Raw genomic sequence first — 20,140 nt, forward strand, 5'->3', positions numbered from 1 at the left:
GAATGATTAACAAGCTGAGTATAATAAGCGGGTATAAGAATGGACGCTCGTTTTTGCGGGACACCTACTTCACGCGCCCTTTCCGGGTGGCGAATGTAGGGGAGCACAAAACAGATCCCTCGTTGTACCTGATGGTGATGAGCTCCTCGCCGGGGATATTGGATGGCGATCATTACGATATTGATATTAAGGTAGAAAGCAACAGCCGGTTGCAGTTGCAGTCACAATCATACCAGCGCCTGTTCAATATGCAACGCGGTGCGCAGCAACAGCAGCTGGTTACGCTGGAACCCAATAGTGTATTCAGCTATGTACAGCACCCGGTGGTGCCGCATGAAAATGCCATATTCAAAGGCCGCAACATTATCCGGATGGGCGACAACTGCGAGCTCACCTTCGGTGAAATTGTAACCTGTGGCCGCAAGCATTCGGGGGAAGTATTCCGCTTCAGCCATTTTCAGAATGTTACTTCTGTGTTTTATGGCGATAAGCTGATTGTAAAAGACAATGTGTTGCTGCAGCCACAATTGCTGTCGATGGAGGCAATCGGGCAGATGGAAGGATATACGCACCAGGCCACACTCATTTATGTGAATACGGGCGCTGGTGTAGCGGCCGATTTACCGGATCAGCTGTATACTTTACTGGAAGAAGAGGAGGGGATTATTGTCGGCGCCTCAGTCAGCGGGCCTTACAGCACCGTAGTCAGGATACTGGGCAATGGTGGAGAGCAATTATTTAACTGTCTCCGTAAAATACAGCAACATTTATGGAAAGCCGTGGTAGTAGCGGCGATAAAGGAAGTATTATGAATATTGGATTAACAACATTGATACTATCGGCGGTTACCATCAGTTGCTTGCATACTGCCACCGGACCGGATCACTACCTGCCTTTTATTGTGCTGTCGCGCTCCAGGAAATGGAGTATGTCCAAAACTATCTTCTGGACCATCCTCTGTGGTTTAGGACATATTTTTAGTTCCGTCATTATAGGATTGATAGGTGTATTGCTGGGATGGCAGTTGTCGAAACTTGCCTGGTTTACCGATGTGAGAGGTAATCTTTCCGGCTGGTGCCTGCTGGCCTTCGGGGCAGTATACCTGGTATGGGGACTGCGGCAGGCATGGCTGAACAAACCGCATAAGCATTTTGATGTGTATGAGGGAGGAGATATCTATGTATATGAACATAAACATGGAGAAGTAGTATACCCGCAGAACAGGGTGAAAGTAACACCCTGGATATTGTTTGCCATTTTTGTGATGGGACCCAGCGAACCCCTGGTGCCGCTGTTGTTCTATTCAGGTGCACATCGCTCTTCCCTGGAAGTGATGGTGCTGATCAGCGTTTTTGCGATCGTTACTGTTATTACCATGTTGGCCATGGTACTGATAGGTTGTTATGGTTATTCTATCATTAAAACAGATAAACTCGAACGGTACGTACATGCCATAGGAGGAGGAGTGGTGACTCTCTGTGGAATAGGTATGGTATTTCTTGGCTGGTAAATTCTCCCATTAAAAAAGATATTTAAATGGATGAACGGAAACTTTCTGTTTCCCCTTATCTGAGGGGAGTAGGGCAGATTATATCCCTTTTATTTAGGTTTTCTCCTGAAAAAGCTGTTACTTCACGTTATATTGACGCAAACAGCCCATGAAGCTTTTTCACGAATATAGGAACCCCTCTCTCGCCGTAGACCTGGTTGTATTTGGTTACCACGACAATACCTTGTCGGTGTTGCTGCTCAACCGTAAAGAGGAACCGTTTAAAGACTGTTGGACATTGCCGGGAGGCTTTTTACAGATGGAGGAAACCTTCCTGGACACCTGTTCCCGTATCCTGCAAACCAAGCTGGGCATGAACGAGGTATTCCTGGAGCAGTTATATTCTTTCGACGACCCGGGCAGGGATCCCCGGGGACGGGTAATTGCCGTGGGGTATTATGCCCTTATCAATCCCGCCAAGTTCAAAATCGTGGCGGGTAGTATGGCCAACGATGTAAAATGGTTTAATGTAAGGAAGCTCCCGGTGTTGGGTTTCGACCATAAGCACATTTTTAAGGCGGCCTTACAGCGGCTGAAATCGAAAATACTATATCATCCGGTAGGCTTCGAGTTGTTGGATGAATTGTTTACCATCACAGAGCTGCATGAGTTATATGAATGTATCCTGCATACCACACTCGACCGCCGCAATTTCCGTCGGAAGATCCTGGATGCGGAATATGTTATCAACACTGGTATGAAGCGGGAAGGGCTGAAGAACAGGCATCCTGAATTGTACCGCTTTAACAAACACCTGAAGAAAAACAATTTCCAGATTAATGTACCTACAGAATCATAACTACGATGGAAAAATATACTTACAGTCCCGGTATTTTCACGATTCGTGAATTTTTTTCTTTGGAAGAATGCAGCGCGTTGATCGAAAAAAGTGAAGCCCTGGGCTATGAAGAAGCCATGGTAGACGTGGGTAACGGCGTACAACGCCTGATCAAAGGCGTACGAAATAATGAAAGGGTATTGTATAAGGATAAAGCATATGCTACCTTTATCTGGGAGCGTCTGAAGGAATTTGCGCCGGAAGGCACAGACAACCGGACAGCCGTTGGCCTGAACGAATTGTTCCGTTTTTATAAATACAGTCCCGGACAACGCTTTAAAATGCATAAGGACGGGAGTTTTGAGCGGAACCGTTTTGAAGCCAGCCAATATACTTTTATGATCTATCTGAACGAAGCATATACCGGGGGAGAAACCATCTTTGCGTCCGGAGAAGTTATTCGCCCGGAAACCGGCACCGCATTGATCTTTCATCATCCGTTGCGGCATGAAGGCTCCCTGTTGACGGCTGGTGTGAAGTACGTGCTGAGAACGGATATTATGTACAAACAACTTTAAACATGTCCGCAACCTACGTAATAGGTGATATACACGGCGCGCTGAAAGCTTTGAAACAACTGATAGCACGGATTGCGCCCAAAGAAGCTGATACACTAATTTTTTTAGGAGACTATGTAGATGGCTGGTCGGAGTCGGCCGGCGTATTGGAGTACCTGATGGAGCTGGAGTTGACCTATCGCTGTATTTTTATCAAAGGTAATCATGACGCCTGGTGTGAATCCTGGCTGAATGGTATTATGCCGGAGGCCTCCTGGATGAGGAATGGTGGCGCGGCCACCATCGCCAGCTATGAAAAGCTATCCCCTTCGCAGCTGCAAAGGCATACTGCCTTTTTCAACGACATGCGCCTTTTTTACATTGATGCACAGAAGCGCTTGTTTGTACACGCTGGCTTTACCTCTACACATGGGCCCGAATTTGAAAGGTTTGCTCCCATGCTATACTGGGACCGTAGTTTATGGGAGTTAGCCCTGGCGCTTGATCCACAAATGCCGCGCGATGCACGGTTTTATCCCAAACGTTTATTACAGTTTTATGAAATTTATATTGGCCATACCCCCAGTGTTAACTATGGCGAGGTACTACCTATGATTGCCTGTAATGTACATAACGTAGACACCGGCGCCGCCTTTATGGGCAAGATTTCTGCGATGAATATCGATACCAAGGAAGTATGGCAGAGTGATATAGTACAATCGTTTTACCCGGATGAAAAAGGCCGGAATCCCTGATCCCGGCCTGTAAAGTATTTAACGTTGTATCTTTTTTACCTGTTCTTCCAGTGCTTTATTGCTATCTTTTAGCGCCGTAATTTCCTTTTGCATGGATATCAGGTGTAACGTAAGTTCCTCTACTTTCTTCAGGAGAATGGTATTCATTTCTCCTACATCCTGCCCCTGTTCCGCTATTTCACTGGCTGACGGTACATCCGGCAGGTGTTTGTTTTTATTGATGAATGCTTCTACTGCCTGCAGCGATGGAGGGGCGTAGCTGGATTCGAAAACATAGTCGGGCCAGGGCGTAGCCTGGGTGACTTTCATTCTTCTTGCAGCAATAGTACCTTCCACGGCGAGTTTGTTGGTACCGGTGGTGAGTGTACCTATGCCCATGCTGCCATCGGCCTTTACCACCACAAGTGGGTTGGCATAAGAGGCAACGGTAAATACATTGCCAACGCTTAAACGGCTACCTACTTTACTTCTGCCATCTATTACCACTGCAGCTGCCGCAGGTTCATTGGCTGGAGGAGCCAGATCCTCTGCCTCGCCGGTCAGAATGACGCCAAAAGGCCTGGTTGGACTATAGGAACGACCTACAATAGCGGTGATGAAATTACCAGGGCTGCTGGTACCATTTGTAATAGTAAGAGCAGCATTCGTTTCTGCAATATTGCTAAGCGTAAACTTAGCCACCGTAGCAGTAGGCTGGGCGTTGACATGCAGTTGGGCCGTAGCTGCAGAAGTATTGATCCCTACCGCCCCATTTGTTCTCAAAATAGTGAGATAATTTCCCCGGTAGCTGCCACCATTGTTATAGCTGAACAACGAAAAATCACTGCCCTGGCCTTCTGTTCCATTTTCAGTTGTAAAGGTTCCTATAGCCCAGCGGAACGACCCTTTTTGCCGGATGATATAATGCCCTCTGCCAGAGCTAATGGTACTATCGGAGGTATAAAACGCCCTCGCACTTCCGGTACCATCAATGTTGAAATTAGCATTCGTTTGCAGCGCAGTGGAGTTCTGGATTTGGGCATAACTTCCAATAGCGGACATGACAAACAGGGAAGTTAACAACAATTTACATTTCATGGTGTAGAGAATATTGGTTATATAATAAAGCTTGAAGATAGCGGAAAAAAATAGAAATAAAAAGGCCGGAATGCTTAGGCTTCCCCTCGCATTCCGGCGCTTAAAATATAACAGACAACTTCTTATTGAATCACTTCCTGCATTCCCTGCATGCCTGCGCCCATATTCTTTCTCTTGAACAGGCTGGCATCTATTTTACCAAACCGGTAAGCAAAGTTGAGGCGAATCATTTGCGGGTCGCGCAAACGGCTGTAGTACTGTGTGAAGTAAGCGCTTTCAGAGTACTGATCTGACCAGCGGGTTCTGAAAATATCGTTCACGCTCAGCGTTACGGAGGCGGCATTGTTTTTCAGGAAACTCTTTTTGATAGCAGCATCTACACCCCAGAAGGAGGCAATATACCCTTGGGAGGCGTTTTGCGACTGACCGAACATTGGGCCGTTTTGCGGGCCGCCTTTATTGTCGTTTACCGGGAGGTTGGTTTTAGATTGGTAAGTACCGGTAAGCTGCACCTCGAAATTAGCGGGTAGTTTAAACGTGTTGTTGAGCTTTCCAAACCAGCTCCAGAGGGCATCCTGCGACTGTGCTACATTATCCGTATTGATTTTGGAATTGTAGATATTCACGTTGGTCGACATATTCCACCACTTGGTAATGGTATTCATGGCGGTAACTTCAGCACCGGCAGAATAGCTGGAGTTGGCGTTGATATACGTGTTGACCAGGATTTTCTGGTTGTTTACCGGGTCGGTTTCATTAGTCAGGTAACGGGTAATCAGGTTGTTGGTATGACGGTAGTAGAGAGATGCCAGCAAGGTGTTGTTGCCCTTGAACGTTTTCAGGTACGACATTTCCATTGACTGGGTGAACTCCGGCACCAGGCCCGGGTTACCTTTCGTGATGTTCAGCTTATCCGTTGAATCGGTAAATGGTATCAGTTGGAAGAAATTAGGCCGGTTAATCCTGCGGGTATAGCTTACCTGCAGCTCCTGGTCATGTTTCAGCTTCTGGCTTAAAAATATGGAAGGAAACAGGCTTACCGGGTAGCTGTTGCTGAAGTGCTGACCATTATTGAGCAGGTCGCCGGTATAGCTGGAGCTTTCTGCACGCAGTCCTACCTTATAGCCAAAGTTCTTAATGGTATTGGAAATGCTGGCATAGGCCGCATATACGTTGTCATTATTTTTATAATTATTAGAGGCTGCCGGAATCAGGATATACTTACCCGTTTCTGGATCCATCATATAATTATTGAAGTTGCTTTTCGTAGTGCGGATGGAAGCTCTCAAACCTGTTTCCAGTTTCAGCTTGCCACGGAAAGGCTTTACATAATCCGTTTGGATGGTCATGAAGCTCACAGAGCCGCCACCCAGGATCTGCTGGATATCGCTGCCGGTAATATTGTTTTTATCAACGGCATACCGGTCTGTTCTATAGTCGGAGTTGTTGTTGCTTTTACCGCCGAAATAGTTGAAATCGGCTGTCAGTTCTTCTCCTTCTTTAGGGAACAGGTGTTTCATGCCCAGTACTAATCCATTGGCATTAAATTTATTATGTGAGCTGGAATTCCGTTGACTGAAGCCATGGGTAACTGGATTCAACAGCGTGTCGCTGTTGATATCAATTCTTTCGGTGGGGTTCATTTCTCCATGCACCTTAATGCCTGCGATAGACAGGGTAGTGCGGTTGGTAACGAACCAGTCGAGCCCCAGTTTGCCAAAAATGAAGCCACCATTGGTTTTGTTGGCATTTTCCTGGTTGATGAGGGTGTGCGGTATATCTCCGAAATTATCACGATCGGTGGTACCATTGGTACGTCCTTTCATCTGGTTGCCCATTACGCTGGCGCTGATATTTACTTTGTCCTGGCGGAGGTTGAAGTCGCCGCCGCCGTTGAGAGCGCCGCGTTTGTCCACACCCGCGCGGATATTACCGTTGTAACCGGTTTTGCGGTTCTTTTTTAGCACGATATTGAGGATACCTGCGCTGCCGCCGGAAGCATCGTATTTAGCGGAAGGATTGGTAATTACTTCCACGTTTTCGATCGCATCGGCAGGGATCTGTTCCAGTGTCAGCGTGGTGGGGCGTCCATCGATGTAGAGCTGTGGCGCTGCGTTACGCAGGGTTACATTTCCGTCGATGTCTACGTTAACAGACGGTACGTTTTTCATTACATCGAGGGCCGTACCGCCGGCGCTCACGATATTCTTCTCCACGTTGAATACCTTTTTATCGATATCCATCTGCATAATGGGTTTAGTACCGGCAACAGTTACACCCTGTAATTGAGTGGTGCTGACCGCCAGCTTAATGTTACCCAGGTCTTTGTCGAAAGGCGGAAAGGTAACGGGTTGCTCTACCGTTTTGTAGCCGGTAGCCGTGATCCGCAGTTTGAGTGGGCCCCTGCCCGGCAACTCATCCAGGCTGAATTCACCATTGCCTTTAGTGAGTGCGCCTTTCAGCAGTTTTTCCTTCATTTTTTTGCTAACAGTATCCATGCGGTTTTGCAGGATAATTACAGAAGCGTAAGCAACGGGTTTTCCATCTGGGTCAATAATTTTTCCATAAACATGTCCGCTCATCCCCATGGGCATTCTGGCGCCAGCGCCAGCGGGGGCCTGTGCCCAGGCAGAGACGGTAAGCAAAAACAGGGCGATTAACGAGTAGATCTTGTACATTTTATTTAAAATTCAGAGATGCAAAAGTATACCGCGTTGGTGGATTAAATAAAATAAATGAGATGAGCGGGAAAAATATGTCTACGAAATGCGGATTCCGGGAACGTTTTTACGAGAAGGAAAAGCTTGTAATCCCTTACTGACTTGATTTTCCGGCTAGCGCATATACGGAATCCCGGTAAGTATCTCCCACGGGTAATTCCATTTCATCCAGGAAGACATTGTTCTTCCGGATGGCGGTAATAGCCCCTACAGATACAATATGCGACTTATGGATACGGATAAACTTTGCCGGAGGTAACTGTTCTTCCAACCCTTTGATACTCATACGGGTTATCACGGGTTTAGGGTTGCCCTGGAGATGTATTTTTACATAGTCTTTCAGTCCTTCAATCCAGGTGATATCTGCAAATACTACTTTCAGCAGGCTGTAATCTACATTCACAAAGAAGAAGTCTGCCTGCTCCCGGTGGGCTTTACTGCCCGATTTCAACAGGAAGAGCTCCTGCGCCTTATTGCAGGCCCTGACAAAGCGTTCCAGCGATACCGGTTTTACGAGGTAGTCGGTTACTGCCAGGTTAAAACCTTCCAATGCATACTTTTCGTAAGCGGTAATCAGGATTACCATCGGTTTATTGGGCAGCGATTCCAGGAATTGCAGGCCGGTAAGTCCGGGCATTTGTATATCGAGAAATATCAGGTCTACCGATTGATGACGCAGTATTTCCATAGCTTCAAAGGCATTTTGGCATTTGCCTGTGAGCTGCAGGTAAGGTACCATGCTGATGTTGTCTTCCAGCAGGTCCAGCGCCAATGGCTCATCGTCTATGGCAATACATTTCATCATCCGGGTAGATTTAATTGTAAGGAAACTATAAACCAATCCTCTTTTTTATCGATATGCAACACATACTCTTCGCCGTACAGCAAATTTAAGCGTCTTTTGACGTTCACAAGCCCTATCCCGCTGGTTTTATCCTTCACTTCCGAAGAAACAGGATTGTATTTGTTGCGCACAGAAAAAAAGAGTATCCCCGGGCGGGTATATAATTGGATATCTATCTGCGCATCGGATATTAATCCGGTACCATGTTTAAACGCGTTTTCCACAAAAGGAATGAGCAACATAGGTGCTATCTCATAAGTATTATTACTTACTTCCAGTGAGACGTTAATCGTTACGTTTTTTCCGAAACGCTGTTGTTGCAGGTCAATATAACTTTGCAGGTATTCTGCTTCTTTCTGCAGCGGCACTTTGTCTTCGTCGGCTTCGTACAACATGTACCGCATTAACGACGACAGCTTGATCAGCGAGGGTTCCAGCACATCCGATTTTTTACGGGCCAGCGACACCATGTTGTTGAGTACATTAAACATGAAATGAGGGCTCACCTGGGAGCGGAGCAACGATAATTCAGTTTTCAGGTTTTCGTTTTCCCGGGCGCTGGTTTGTCTTTCCTGCCGTACTTTATCTACAATCATCTGGAATGCTGTACTGGTAGACCATATGAAGAAAAATACGAGCAACGTGAAAAGAATAGCGGGTCTGATATCTATCACATGAGGATTCAGGAAAAGGACTTCAAACTCATACCGCGCCGTCATCATAAAAACAAATACTGCCAGCACGGACAGCGTGTATTTTACCACCTTTTTTTTGTTGAGCAGCCGGGGAATAAACACCCAGGCATTCAGGTAGAAGAAGGTAATCATCACCAGGTCTGTAAAGTACATATACAGCTCCCACTTAGGTTTCTCATTCATGCGTTCCTGCGCATGCGTATCTGACGAGGGATGTAACAGGTAGGGCAGTGAAATAAATGCGAGCCATCCTAAAGTATGGAGTGCTATAGTAACCCATTTTTGTTGATACCATTCCCGTTTCATGGCGGCAAATTAGGAATTTATATATTTATCATGTGTGCGAGTTGCGACCAACCCGGATATTTCTTCGACCAACGCAACTGTGATATTAAATTAAGTCTTAATTTTATAATTGCAATTCCCATTACCTCACTGTACTAAAACGCTGATATATGACAGCTGATATTACCCGCCGGATTGCCTGGAAAGACTTGACCCGCTTGTCTATCCGGGAAATGCTCATCGAAAATAATATTTCTATCCCTTGGGCTTTGGCTTCCTGGGTGCTTGCCTACTACGGTTATTATGTTCTGGCCCTTCCATTTTCGGGGCTGTTTTTCCTGACAGCATTGCGGCAAGTGCACAATGGTTTTCACCAGTCGCTCGGCACCCATAAAAAGCTTACCTGGCTTACCTTGTTTTTGAATAGTATCCTGATGATGGCGTCTATTCATGCCGTAAAATATAATCATATCCGTCATCACAAGTATTGTTTATCGGAAGAAGATTATGAAGGTAAGTCGGCCGGTATGAGCGCCTGGGGCGCCATCTTGTACGGACCTAAGCACATGTGGCTGATACACCGGATTACCTGGCAGCTGGGCAATAAAAAATATCGTCGCAATATGTTGCTGGAGCTGGCCGCCATAGCGTTGTTTACGGGAATGGTATTTTACTTCCAGGTATACTTTCTGGTATATCATATTATTGTAATGGTGGTGGGTGAATTCCTGATGGCGTTTTTTGCCGTATGGAGTGTGCACCATGATTGTGATCACCACACCATTGCGAGAACGCAGCGTTCTGGCTGGAAGAATAAAATTACATTTAGCATGTTTTATCACCTGGAACATCACCTCTTTCCGGCGGTGCCAACTATTAAGTTGCCGGAATTGAGCAGGCGTATAGATGATGCGATGCCTGAGCTGGAAAAGAAGAACACATTTTAAAGGAGTGTAAGGCCGAAAGCACAAAGCAAAAAACTATTGTGGAGAAGAACTTTGCGAGTGTTTAAATTCGCTTATATCCTTCTCCACAATAGTTTTTTGCTTTACGCTTTCAGCTTTCAGCTTTCTTGCTGCTTTTCGCCAATTCCTTAATCCGGCTATTCCCGGTAATGATATTCGCTTTCAGTTCACTGAGAATGGAGTATAACCCGAAGTAAGTACGATTGATATACAAACTATGCCGGGAGCCGCGGGCCACTTTAGAGTCGCGGATTTCCTTCATGTTGTACAGTTCGTCCATGTAGGCATATATTTCGTTGAAGTACGCTTCATTACCGAAATCGAAAGTATCTAGGGTGAAGGGGAGTGTGAGCAGATCGATCATATGCTGGAATAACCCCGAGAAAAATTCCACTTCTTTGGGTGTATCCGTAGGATGGATCATTTCCAGGTTAGTATATATTTCATGCCGGCGTTTTTCATCTTTCAACACTTCCTTATCAACCAACAGGAAATAGTTTTCATAGAAGTCCAGTGGTACTTCTTTTACGCAACCGAAGTCGAATATGCCTACGGTGCCATCAGGGCGCATGAGGAAATTGCCCGGATGAGGATCGGCATGTACCTGTTTCAGGCTGTGCACCTGGAACTGGTAAAAATCCCACAGGGCCTGGCCTATTTTATTGCGCACTTCCTGGGAGGGGTTTGTCTGCAAGAATTCTTTCAGGTGTTTGCCTTCCAGCCAGTCCATCGTAATAATCCGCTCGGAGGACATGTCGGGGTAATAGCCTGGAAAGCAGAGGTTGGGGATATGCGCGCAGGCGGCCGATAAATCCATGGATCGGTGAAGCTCCAGTTTGTAGTCGGTTTCCTCTAGCAGTTTACTTTCTATTTCGTCGAAGTATTTATCCATATCTACTTCGTTCATACCTACAATGCGTATTGCAAAAGGTTTTACGATACGGAGGTCGGATTTCACGCTGTTGGCTACGCCGGGATACTGGATTTTTACGGCCAGTGTTTTACCAGCTTTGGTGGCTTTATGTACCTGGCCAATGGAGGCGGCATTGGAGGCCTGCATCTCGAAGGTATCGTATAGCTGGGAGGGCGATTTGCCCAGTGTTTTTACAAAGGTGTTAACTACCAGCGGTCCGCTCAGCGGGGGGGCGCTGTACTGCGACATGGCAAACTTTTCTGTATAGGCTTTGGGGAGCATTCCTTTGTCCATGCTCAGCATCTGTGCCACTTTAAGGGCGCTACCTTTCAGGTTGCTGAGGGTATCATAAATATCAGCGGCATTGTCCTGGTGGAGCGCTTCCTTCGTGGTGGAAGGATCCATCAGTTTGCGGGTGTAGTGTTTGATATAATTAGAACCAACTTTAAGTCCGGTCGTAACAAATCTGCCTGCCCTTTCCACCTTGGAGGTAGGAATGTTGGATTGCTCTTTCATGATGTTTATTTCCTCGTAAAAATAAATTTCCCAAAGTCCAGCAAGCTATCCAGGGTATTGGATTTGATCAGCTGGAAACTGAGATTCACTGCTTTTTCAATTGCAGCATCGGTCATTTCAAATTGGTGACTGGTATCATCCAGCCAGTATTTCAATACAAACAGTGCCTGTAACCAGAAGCCATGTACATATTGATCGGAGATATATTTTCTTTCTTTGATTTCGTTGGATTGATAGCCTTCCTTTACCAGGTCGCGTACATACGCATTAAAGGCATCATGGAAGGTTTCCAGTTTATTACGGTACAGGTCTGGCAGGCGGAAATGTTTCCGTTGCAGTAACAGGTAGCTGCGGTCTTCCTTCAGTTTTTGTACCCAGAGAAAATAAAAGGCCAGGAGTTTTTCCTGTGCGTTGTACTGGAGATAGGTATCATCTGCCTGTAATTGTTCGAGTGTTTGCTGGAAGATGGATAGCCAGATATCCTGTTCCACTGATTCCAGGGAGCTGTATTGTTCGTAAAACGCAGCTTCCGTGATATCTACAATTTTGCAGAGTGCATATACCGATACCGGCGCTTTGCCATTTTCAAGCCAGTACACTTTATAGGCGTTGCGAATAAGCTGTTTGTCCATAAGAAAAAGGTTTACGGTTGTTGAATAAGCCCGTCCGGATTGGTACCGGAGGTTAAAGACGTGGGCGCATACAAATTTACGGCATGTGCGCTTATAAACAGTTTTTTATCGTGGGTGGAAATGTTAAAATCTGTTTTATTTACCAGGAAATTATTATGATAAAAAAAGGAATTTGGTATTTGGAAAATAACCATATCTTTGCACCCGAATTCCTTATTCTTCATCGTTTAAAATTGCAAGGAATCATGACAGAACGTACCCACATATCACCCGCACTGTTGCTTGCCTGATCAGGCAAACGCCTTGTTATTGCTCGTATTTTCCTGCATTACATAACCCGATTGTTTGTACAAGGCAGTATAAATCAATATTGTATATACAGCTATATTTTATAATAATTTTTGGCTGTAACAGGATATCGTATAAGCGTATACGTTAGGGTATTGTTTGCCGCCCCATTAAGCTTTCCCGCAGCAGTGGTTTCACCAAAATATTACAATGGGCGCGGAGCGCCCGGAGGACGTGCTATGCCCGCTCCTCAGCAATTATACATACTACAATCACCATTTTATGGGCAGTATAAAAACAAAAGAATTAAGTAAAATAGGTTATACCAACGACAGGGCAAGAAGTCTTGTTATCAATACTATTTCCAAACATTTTAAACATACCGGCAAAGCAGAGCTGATGGCGCTGCTTACAGCCATCAAAGCAGATCCTGCGGCTTACCACGGCGATGAAATACTGGGTAAAATTGCCGCCACTTTTATGGATGAACCGGTGGAATGCCATTTTCAAAGCTATGAGCTGCTGGAAAAAGCCGGGCAGCTGAAAGTATACGGCAGCAAGGAAATTGAGCGTTCGGCCAAGCAACAAATGGAAGTGGCCATGTCGCTGCCAGTGACGGTACAGGGGGCCTTAATGCCTGATGCACACACCGGCTACGGACTTCCCATCGGCGGCGTGCTGGCGGTAGATAATGCCGTACTGCCTTTCGCCGTAGGTGTAGACATAGGCTGCCGCATGGCGCTCACCATTTTTGCGGAAGGGGAAAGTTTTCTGAAACGCTTTTCCCACCAGGTAAAAGTGGCCTTGAAAGACTATACTCACTTTGGAATGGAAGGAGGACTACCCTTTGCGCAATCGCATGAGGTGCTGGATGACCCTGCATTTCAGTCGACCGAGCTGCTGCGGAAATTACAGATCAAAGCAGCGCGTCAGTTAGGGTCGTCTGGTAGTGGGAATCACTTCGTAGAATTTGGGTTGATAGAAATGGCGGAAGACAATGCGCTGCAACTGCCGGCAAAACAATACCTGGCGTTGTTATCGCATTCCGGTAGCCGGGGCCTGGGCGCTAATATCGCGCAGCATTATACCCGCATCGCTATGGATAGCTGTAAGCTGCCACGGTCGGCACAGCAGCTGGCCTGGCTGGACCTCAACAGTGAGGCTGGTCAGGAATACTGGCTGGCCATGAACCTGGCCGGCGATTACGCCAAAGCCTGTCACGACCGGATTCACGCTAATCTGCTGAAGGCGCTGGGCCTGGAGGCACTGGCCACCATTGAAAATCACCACAATTTTGCCTGGGAAGATACGCTGCCCAATGGTCAACGGGTGATCATTCACCGCAAAGGGGCTACCCCTGCGCATACCGGCGAAATGGGCATCATTCCCGGCAGCATGTGCTCGGCAGCCTACCTCGTAAAAGGAAAAGGGGTGGAGCAAGCGTTATACTCCGCTTCCCACGGTGCAGGCAGGGCCATGAGCCGTAAGCGCGCCAAAGAAAACATGACCGTGTCAGGCATGAAAAAAATGCTGGCCAATGCAGGCGTTACCCTTATTGGCGGCAGCGTGGAAGAAAATCCGCTGGCATATAAAGACATCGAAACGGTGATCAATGCCCAGCAGGAACTAATCGACATCGAGGGCCGTTTTATGCCCGCTATTGTAAGAATGAACAAAGATTAATGACATGAACAAGGTAATTATACAAATCACTTCCGGCCGCGGCCCTGCAGAATGTAGCAGGGTAGTGGCCCGGGTGCAGGAACTGATGCTGAAGCAGGGCCGTGCGGCGGGCATCTCCCTGGAAGTACTGGAAAACATAAAAGGCGACCTGAAAGGTACCCTGTTGTCCGCTACACTGTTAGCCCAGGGAGAACGTCTCCCGGCTTTTATCAAAGAGTGGGAGGGAACGGTGCAATGGGTTTCTCTCAGCCCCTACCGTAAATTTCACAAACGCAAAAACTGGTTTGCCGGCGTGTCGGTATTCGATGTGCAGCAACAGTTGTCCTGGAATGTGAAAGACGTAGTACTGGAAACCTGCCGTGCTTCCGGACCCGGAGGTCAACATGTGAATAAAGTGGAAACCGCCGTGCGGGGCACACATCTTCCCAGCGGCTTGCAGGTACTGGCCATGGACAGCCGCTCACAGCTGCAAAACAAGCAGTTATGTCTCCAGCGTCTTGAAGCGAAGTTCCTGGCCTGGCAAACTAGCAGGCTTGTTGGCCAGCAGCAGGACCGCTGGCAGGAACATAATGAGCTGGAAAGAGGACAGGCCGTGAAGGTAATCAGGGAACGGCTGTAGAGGAGCGGAAAGCTTTGTGTTTTCTGCTTTAAGCCTTCCGCTTTTTTTATTACATTTATTGCAAAGAGGGATACTTGCACGAACTAAGTGACATAGCGCTATTGCAACGACTACAACAGGCCGATGAAGCTGCCTATACCGAAATATTTCATCGCTACTGGGAAAAGCTGTACGCCATTGCCTATAATCGCCTACGAATACGTACCGCCGCAGAAGATGTTGTACAGGAGGTATTGGCCAGCCTCTGGGTGCGCCGTAAAGAACTCGACATACGCCATCTCTCCGGTTACCTGGCCACCGCCACCCGCTATGCCGTATTCCGCCAGATCAGCCGATTGTTACCCGATCAGCCATTGGATAATCCGGATGTACAGCAGCTGGTATCCACGCCAGACAGCGACCTGCTCGATTTTTACAGGCTGCAGCAAAGACTGGGAAATGCCATTGATGAATTACCTGAAAAATGCCGCCTGGTATTTTTATACAGCCGCCGCGACCAATACAGCAATAAAGAAATTGCGGCCGCTCTCCAGCTATCCGAAAAAACCGTGGAAGCTCATCTCACCAAGGCATTGAAACACCTGCGGATACGCCTGAAAGATGTATACCCCTATTTTTCTTTCTTCTTCTAAAAAAAATATCTCTCCATACTAAGGGTAACCATTGCATTTCTGTACTCTACCTGTATGCAACACCTGAAAGACCTGATTCAACGTTACCTGAAAGGCCGCGCTACGCCGGAAGAAACGAGTGCGCTGGAAGACTGGTACCACAGTTTCGATGACAGCGAAGTGCCGTTGCCACTGGAGCCGGGAGAAGATCCCGCGCAATTGAAACAACGCCTGCTTAGCAGGCTGTTGCCCGTTATGCAACCGGAAACGCCCATCAAAGCAATGCCGCCCTATCGCCGCTACGCGGTGGCCGCTACGGTGGCGCTGTTGGTCGCTGCGGCCGGCGCTATTGCTTTATGGCACCGGTATAAGACCTTGCCCAAAAAAGATATAGCCGTTCATATGCCCCTCAGGGAAATTGCGCCAGCACAAAAGAAAGCCTTGCTCACCCTGGCCGATGGCAGCACGATCGCCCTGGATGATGCCGCCAACGGTGCATTGAGCCAGCAGGGCAGCGCACGCGTGGTGAAAAGTTCCCCGGGGCAACTGTCTTACCAGGCCGATGGTAGCGCCGGAGAAGTGGTGTATAATACCCTCAGCGTTCCCCGGGGCGGCCAGTACCAGGTTACTTTACCTGATGGGTCTAAAGTGTGGCTCAATTCCGCTTCCTCCCTGCGTTACCCCACCGCCTTTAAAGGCACAAACAGGAAGGTACTGCTCACGGGCCAGGCCTATTTTGAAATTGCCCCCAACGCTATACAGCCTTTCCAGGTACAAACCAGCGACATGGAAGTACAGGTGTTAGGTACCCGCTTTGATGTAATGGCTTATGCCGATGAGCCCACCGTGAATGCGACCTTGCTTGATGGAAAGATAAAAGTGCACGATAAAATATTGCAGCCGGGACAGCAGGCAGTTTGGTCGCCCACAGCGGGGCAACTGCGGATAAGCACTGCCGATGTACATAAAATTATGGCCTGGAAAAATGGCCTGTTCGTCTTTAATAATATGGATCTCCCCACCATCCTACGGGAAGTAGCCCGCTGGTATGATGTGGAAATTGTATATCACACCGTTCCCGGTAAAGAACTGTATGGGGGCGGTATCAGCCGGAATCTTAATTTATCAGCCGTGTTGCACGTACTCGAAGAAAACGGCAACAATCATTTTAAAATCAATGGAAAACAAGTAGTGGTATTACCGTAAACCTGTAAACAGTAACGTATGAAATAACTTTTGAACAATGGAAAAACCGGAGGTGGTGACACACCCCCGGCGAAAGTCCAGCATCCTGTAAGATCAGCGAAAGATCATTTAAGAATTCTAAACCTTATTAAAAGTATGTATTTAAAATTTAAGGAGATACCTTTTCTCCCCAAGGGACTTTTATTAACCAAAATTTTGCGGGTGATGAAAATGACCACCTGGCTTATCCTGGTAGCCTGCTTGCATGTAAGCGCCAGGAGTTTTTCACAACAAGTCACACTCTCCGTGAAAAACATGCCGTTACAGAAAGTATTTGCAGAGATAATCCTGCAGTCGGGCGCCACTATCGTATATAATGAATCGGTGCTGAAAAATACGGCGCCTGTTACCTTGCACGTTAGCAATGCCGATGTGGAATCGGTGCTGGAACAATGCCTGCAACACCAGCCGGTTACCTTTACCGTGAGCAATGGCGTATTTGTGATCCGCCCTTTATCGCCCCCGGCCACTGTTTCACCGCCGGCAGACACCATCGGGAAAATAAGTGGGGCCGTCCGGTCGGCCGATGGAACACCCCTCCCCGGGGCTACGATACTGGTAAAAGGTACCAGCCGCGGAAATGCTACAAATGCAGCCGGGTTATTTACCGTGGCTGCCAATCCTGGTGAAATACTCATCTTTACCTATACCGGTTACGATAAACAGGAACTCCCCGCTCATCCTGGCATGCAGGTGATCATGAAAACCGGGAGCAGCCAGCTCGACCAGGTAGTAGTGGTAGGTTATTCCGATAAGAAGAAAAGTGAACTAACCAGCGCTGTTACTGTAGTTAACGCCGCCAAATTAAAAGATGTTACCACCAACGATGTGGGAACCATGTTACAGGGAAAGGTATCGGGGCTGCAGGTGGTAAGCAGCTCGGGCGTTCCCGGCGCCGCCGCCGAAATTCGCCTCCGTGGCATCTCTTCTGTCAATGCTTCTCAGAGCCCACTGGTAGTGGTAGATGGTATTATTGGCGGCAATTACGACCCCAATGATATTGAAAGCGTAACGGTATTGAAAGATGCCGGCGCCACCGCTATGTACGGCTCCCAGGCTAACGCAGGGGTGATCATCATCACCACGAAAAGAGCGGTATCAGGAAAAACACAATTCCAGGCAAAGATCACTACCGGCTTCCGCACACCCGACTTCGGAACCATGGATATGATGAATGGCAGCGAATTGTATGAACGGCAAAAAGAATATTACCGCGACTACATTCCCGGCGCTGCCAGCAACTCCTATAAAATAGACCTGCTCAAGTTTTACAACGAACGGCCCTTGTCGCTCCGCAACCAGAATTATAACTGGCTCACCGATATGTTCCGCCGCGCACCTATGCAGAACATATACCTGTCGGCCGCCGGTAAAACAGAGAAAGCCGATTATTACCTGGGTTTATCTTACTACAATGAGAAAGGTACTTTCATGAATACCAACTATCAACGGATAAACCTGAGAGCCAATTCTACCTATCATTTTTCTCCGCGGATCAGTCTCACCAACAACATTAACCTCAGCGGTTCTTTTGGCAAAACATACGACTACAACGATATGTATTATGCGTTTCTCAATATGCCCTGGGATAATCCGTACGACAGTATGGGAAAACCGTTGTATGTAGATGGTAATGCGGCGTTCAAATGGTGGTCGCGCGACAAAGTGAATCCCATTCACACGATCAACAATTCGGAACATCCATACAAGAATTTTGATGTGAACTATGATATGGGATTGAACATCGGCATTACCAACTGGTTGTCGTTCGTGAGCACCAACCGTTTATCATTGGGATATAACAAAAATAAAACCTGGTATTCGCCATTGGTGGCTGGGCAGTATCATGCTACGGGCTACCTGAGTGAACTGAGTACGCTCAATTATGGATACGTATCCAATAACCTGTTGAAAGTTGATTTTCATCGCGGTGATCATCATATCAGCGGTCTTGCCGGTGTTGCCTTTGAAGGCAGCAACACCGATGTGATGGGCGCCTCTGGTAAGGGATTGCCGGTAGGACTAAAAGTGTTGAACACGGTGGCTAATAACCAGCAGGTATCTGGTAGCCTGAATGAAGCCGTTATACAGTCTTTTATCTCCCAGGTAAACTACAGTTTCCAGGATAAGTATTTCCTCACCGGTTCCTTCCGGGTGGATGGCTCTTCCAATTTCCCTTCCGGCAACCGGTATGCTTCCTTCCCTTCGGTGTCGGCCGCCTGGTTAATGAGTAATGAAGATTTTTTGAGAGATCATCACATTTTCACTAACGTGAAACTGAGGGCCAGCTATGGGGTTACCGGTACGCAGGACATCGGGTCGTCGCGCTACCTGGCGCTGTTTTCACTGGCCAGCCAATATAATGGGCAAAGCGCTGCTACGCCTTCCCAGCTACCCAGCCCGGACCTTACCTGGGAAAGCAAATACCAATGGAATGGCGGTATTGATATCAGCCTGTTTAAACGGATCGACCTGAGCGTAGATGTGTATAACAATGTTACCAAAAACCTGTTACTGCAGGTATCCCAGCCTTTATCAGTAGGCTTCGAAACCAAATGGCAGAACGTGGGAGAGCTGGTGAATAATGGGGTGGAACTGGGATTGAGTTCCGTTAACATCCGCAGCGGCAAGTTTCAATGGAGCACCGACTTCAATATCAACTTCAATACCAACAAGCTGCAAAAATTCCCCGCCAATATTATCAATACACAATCCACCTGGAGCATTTCGCAGATATACCGCAATGGTGGCAATCTCTATGAATTCTATATGCCTAAATGGCTGGGGGTAGATAAACAAACAGGTGCGCCGCTCTGGGAAGTGGTAAACAAAGATGGCACCACCAAAGCCACTTCGGATTATGCCAGCGCTACCTACCAGGAAGTGGGTTCTGCGCTGCCCAGGTTCCAGGGAGGGATGACCAATACGTTTACCTACAACGGTATTTCGCTGGGTGTGAATATCTATTTCCTGTCGGGTAATAAAGTATATAGCAACAATCTCCGTTTCGTAGAAAACGATGGCAATGAACCTTACTACAACCAGGTAAACCTGCCCAAAGGCAGTAGTACCTGGGCGAAGCCGGGGGATGACGCCACAGAGCCCAGCCCGCAAAATTCGGCTAACTCCACCCAAACGTCTACCAGATTTTTGAAAAACGGGAGTTTCCTTGCCCTGCGCAATATCAGCCTGAGTTATGAGCTGCCGCATGCGCTGGTAACCAGGATGAAGCTCAACGGCATTACGGTAGGTTTCACAGCAGATAATGTGCACACGTTCACCAATTTCCTCGGACAAGACCCGCAAACCACGATCACGCCGGGCTCCCAGGTGATGCCGGGCGTATCGGATTTCAAATATCCGAATAACCGCCAGTACCTGTTCAACATTAATTTCAGATTCTAAACC

The 20,140-nt window shown here is 47.4% G+C and carries 17 protein-coding genes; 11 read left to right on the forward strand and 6 right to left on the reverse strand.

The features are described from left to right. Window positions 1-2: 2 nt before the first annotated feature. From HGH90_RS25115 to HGH90_RS25135, 5 genes are all read left to right on the forward strand, one after another. On the forward strand, window positions 3-812 hold the full coding sequence (locus HGH90_RS25115) for an urease accessory protein UreD (RefSeq protein WP_169192124.1): 810 nt from the start codon (window positions 3-5) through the stop codon (window positions 810-812). Beyond that, the gene (locus HGH90_RS25120) at window positions 809-1,510 is read left to right on the forward strand and encodes a hypothetical protein (protein ID WP_168766464.1); all 702 of its coding nucleotides are present in this window, start codon (window positions 809-811) and stop codon (window positions 1,508-1,510) included. Before HGH90_RS25115 ends, HGH90_RS25120 begins: the two co-directional genes overlap by 4 nt. A 148-nt stretch (window positions 1,511-1,658) precedes the next feature. Beyond that, complete coding sequence (locus HGH90_RS25125) at window positions 1,659-2,348, forward strand: NUDIX hydrolase (protein WP_168766465.1); 690 nt, start codon at window positions 1,659-1,661, stop codon at window positions 2,346-2,348. Window positions 2,349-2,353: 5 nt separating this feature from the next. Further along, entirely contained in the window at window positions 2,354-2,905 is a 552-nt protein-coding gene (locus tag HGH90_RS25130; RefSeq protein ID WP_169192125.1) for a 2OG-Fe(II) oxygenase, read from the forward strand. 2 nt (window positions 2,906-2,907) lie between these two features. Beyond that, a complete protein-coding gene (locus HGH90_RS25135) occupies window positions 2,908-3,639 on the forward strand; it encodes a metallophosphoesterase family protein (RefSeq protein WP_169192126.1) in 732 nt (243 codons plus the stop codon). Between the two features lie 18 nt (window positions 3,640-3,657). On the opposite strand, the gene HGH90_RS25140 is transcribed toward HGH90_RS25135, so the two are convergent. From HGH90_RS25140 to HGH90_RS25155, 4 genes are all read right to left on the reverse strand, one after another. Continuing rightward, window positions 3,658-4,716 carry a hypothetical protein gene (locus HGH90_RS25140; protein ID WP_169192127.1) on the reverse strand — a complete coding sequence of 353 codons (1,059 nt, stop codon included), beginning with the start codon at window positions 4,714-4,716 and terminating at the stop codon, window positions 3,658-3,660. A gap of 122 nt (window positions 4,717-4,838) precedes the next feature. Then, on the reverse strand, window positions 4,839-7,394 hold the full coding sequence (locus tag HGH90_RS25145) for an outer membrane beta-barrel family protein (protein WP_168766468.1): 2,556 nt from the start codon (window positions 7,392-7,394) through the stop codon (window positions 4,839-4,841). A 136-nt stretch (window positions 7,395-7,530) separates the two neighbouring features. Beyond that, window positions 7,531-8,241, reverse strand: a complete 711-nt coding sequence (locus tag HGH90_RS25150) for a LytR/AlgR family response regulator transcription factor (protein ID WP_248277057.1) — start codon at window positions 8,239-8,241, stop codon at window positions 7,531-7,533. After that, the gene (locus tag HGH90_RS25155) at window positions 8,238-9,281 is read right to left on the reverse strand and encodes a sensor histidine kinase (protein WP_169192128.1); all 1,044 of its coding nucleotides are present in this window, start codon (window positions 9,279-9,281) and stop codon (window positions 8,238-8,240) included. The genes HGH90_RS25150 and HGH90_RS25155 overlap by 4 nt, the downstream gene beginning before the upstream one ends. A 149-nt stretch (window positions 9,282-9,430) precedes the next feature. On the opposite strand from HGH90_RS25155, the gene HGH90_RS25160 reads away from it, so the two are divergent. Next, entirely contained in the window at window positions 9,431-10,207 is a 777-nt protein-coding gene (locus HGH90_RS25160) for a fatty acid desaturase family protein (RefSeq protein ID WP_169192129.1), read from the forward strand. A gap of 109 nt (window positions 10,208-10,316) precedes the next feature. Here HGH90_RS25160 and HGH90_RS25165 read toward each other — a convergent pair whose 3' ends face one another. Together HGH90_RS25165 and HGH90_RS25170 are read right to left on the reverse strand one after the other, a co-directional pair. Further along, the gene (locus HGH90_RS25165; RefSeq protein ID WP_169192130.1) at window positions 10,317-11,654 is read right to left on the reverse strand and encodes an ABC1 kinase family protein; all 1,338 of its coding nucleotides are present in this window, start codon (window positions 11,652-11,654) and stop codon (window positions 10,317-10,319) included. Window positions 11,655-11,659: 5 nt separating this feature from the next. After that, window positions 11,660-12,286: a TetR/AcrR family transcriptional regulator gene (locus HGH90_RS25170; protein WP_168766472.1), complete on the reverse strand. Its 627-nt coding sequence runs from the start codon at window positions 12,284-12,286 to the stop codon at window positions 11,660-11,662. A 570-nt stretch (window positions 12,287-12,856) separates the two neighbouring features. Between HGH90_RS25170 and HGH90_RS25175 the strand changes: the two genes are divergently transcribed. The 5 genes from HGH90_RS25175 (at window position 12,857) to HGH90_RS25195 (ending at window position 20,137) form a co-directional block, all read left to right on the forward strand. Beyond that, on the forward strand, window positions 12,857-14,257 hold the full coding sequence (locus HGH90_RS25175; protein WP_169192131.1) for an RtcB family protein: 1,401 nt from the start codon (window positions 12,857-12,859) through the stop codon (window positions 14,255-14,257). A 4-nt stretch (window positions 14,258-14,261) separates the two neighbouring features. Continuing rightward, a complete protein-coding gene (gene prfH / locus HGH90_RS25180) occupies window positions 14,262-14,876 on the forward strand; it encodes a peptide chain release factor H (protein ID WP_168766474.1) in 615 nt (204 codons plus the stop codon). 74 nt (window positions 14,877-14,950) lie between these two features. Further along, window positions 14,951-15,508 carry an RNA polymerase sigma factor gene (locus HGH90_RS25185; RefSeq protein ID WP_168741183.1) on the forward strand — a complete coding sequence of 186 codons (558 nt, stop codon included), beginning with the start codon at window positions 14,951-14,953 and terminating at the stop codon, window positions 15,506-15,508. Between the two features lie 54 nt (window positions 15,509-15,562). Continuing rightward, entirely contained in the window at window positions 15,563-16,693 is a 1,131-nt protein-coding gene (locus tag HGH90_RS25190; RefSeq protein ID WP_169192132.1) for a FecR family protein, read from the forward strand. A gap of 204 nt (window positions 16,694-16,897) precedes the next feature. Then, complete coding sequence (locus HGH90_RS25195) at window positions 16,898-20,137, forward strand: TonB-dependent receptor (RefSeq protein ID WP_169192133.1); 3,240 nt, start codon at window positions 16,898-16,900, stop codon at window positions 20,135-20,137. Window positions 20,138-20,140: the final 3 nt, after the last annotated feature.

Source organism: Chitinophaga sp. Ak27 (genome assembly GCF_012726295.1).
In the GTDB taxonomy this organism is placed as follows: Bacteria; Bacteroidota; Bacteroidia; order Chitinophagales; family Chitinophagaceae; genus Chitinophaga.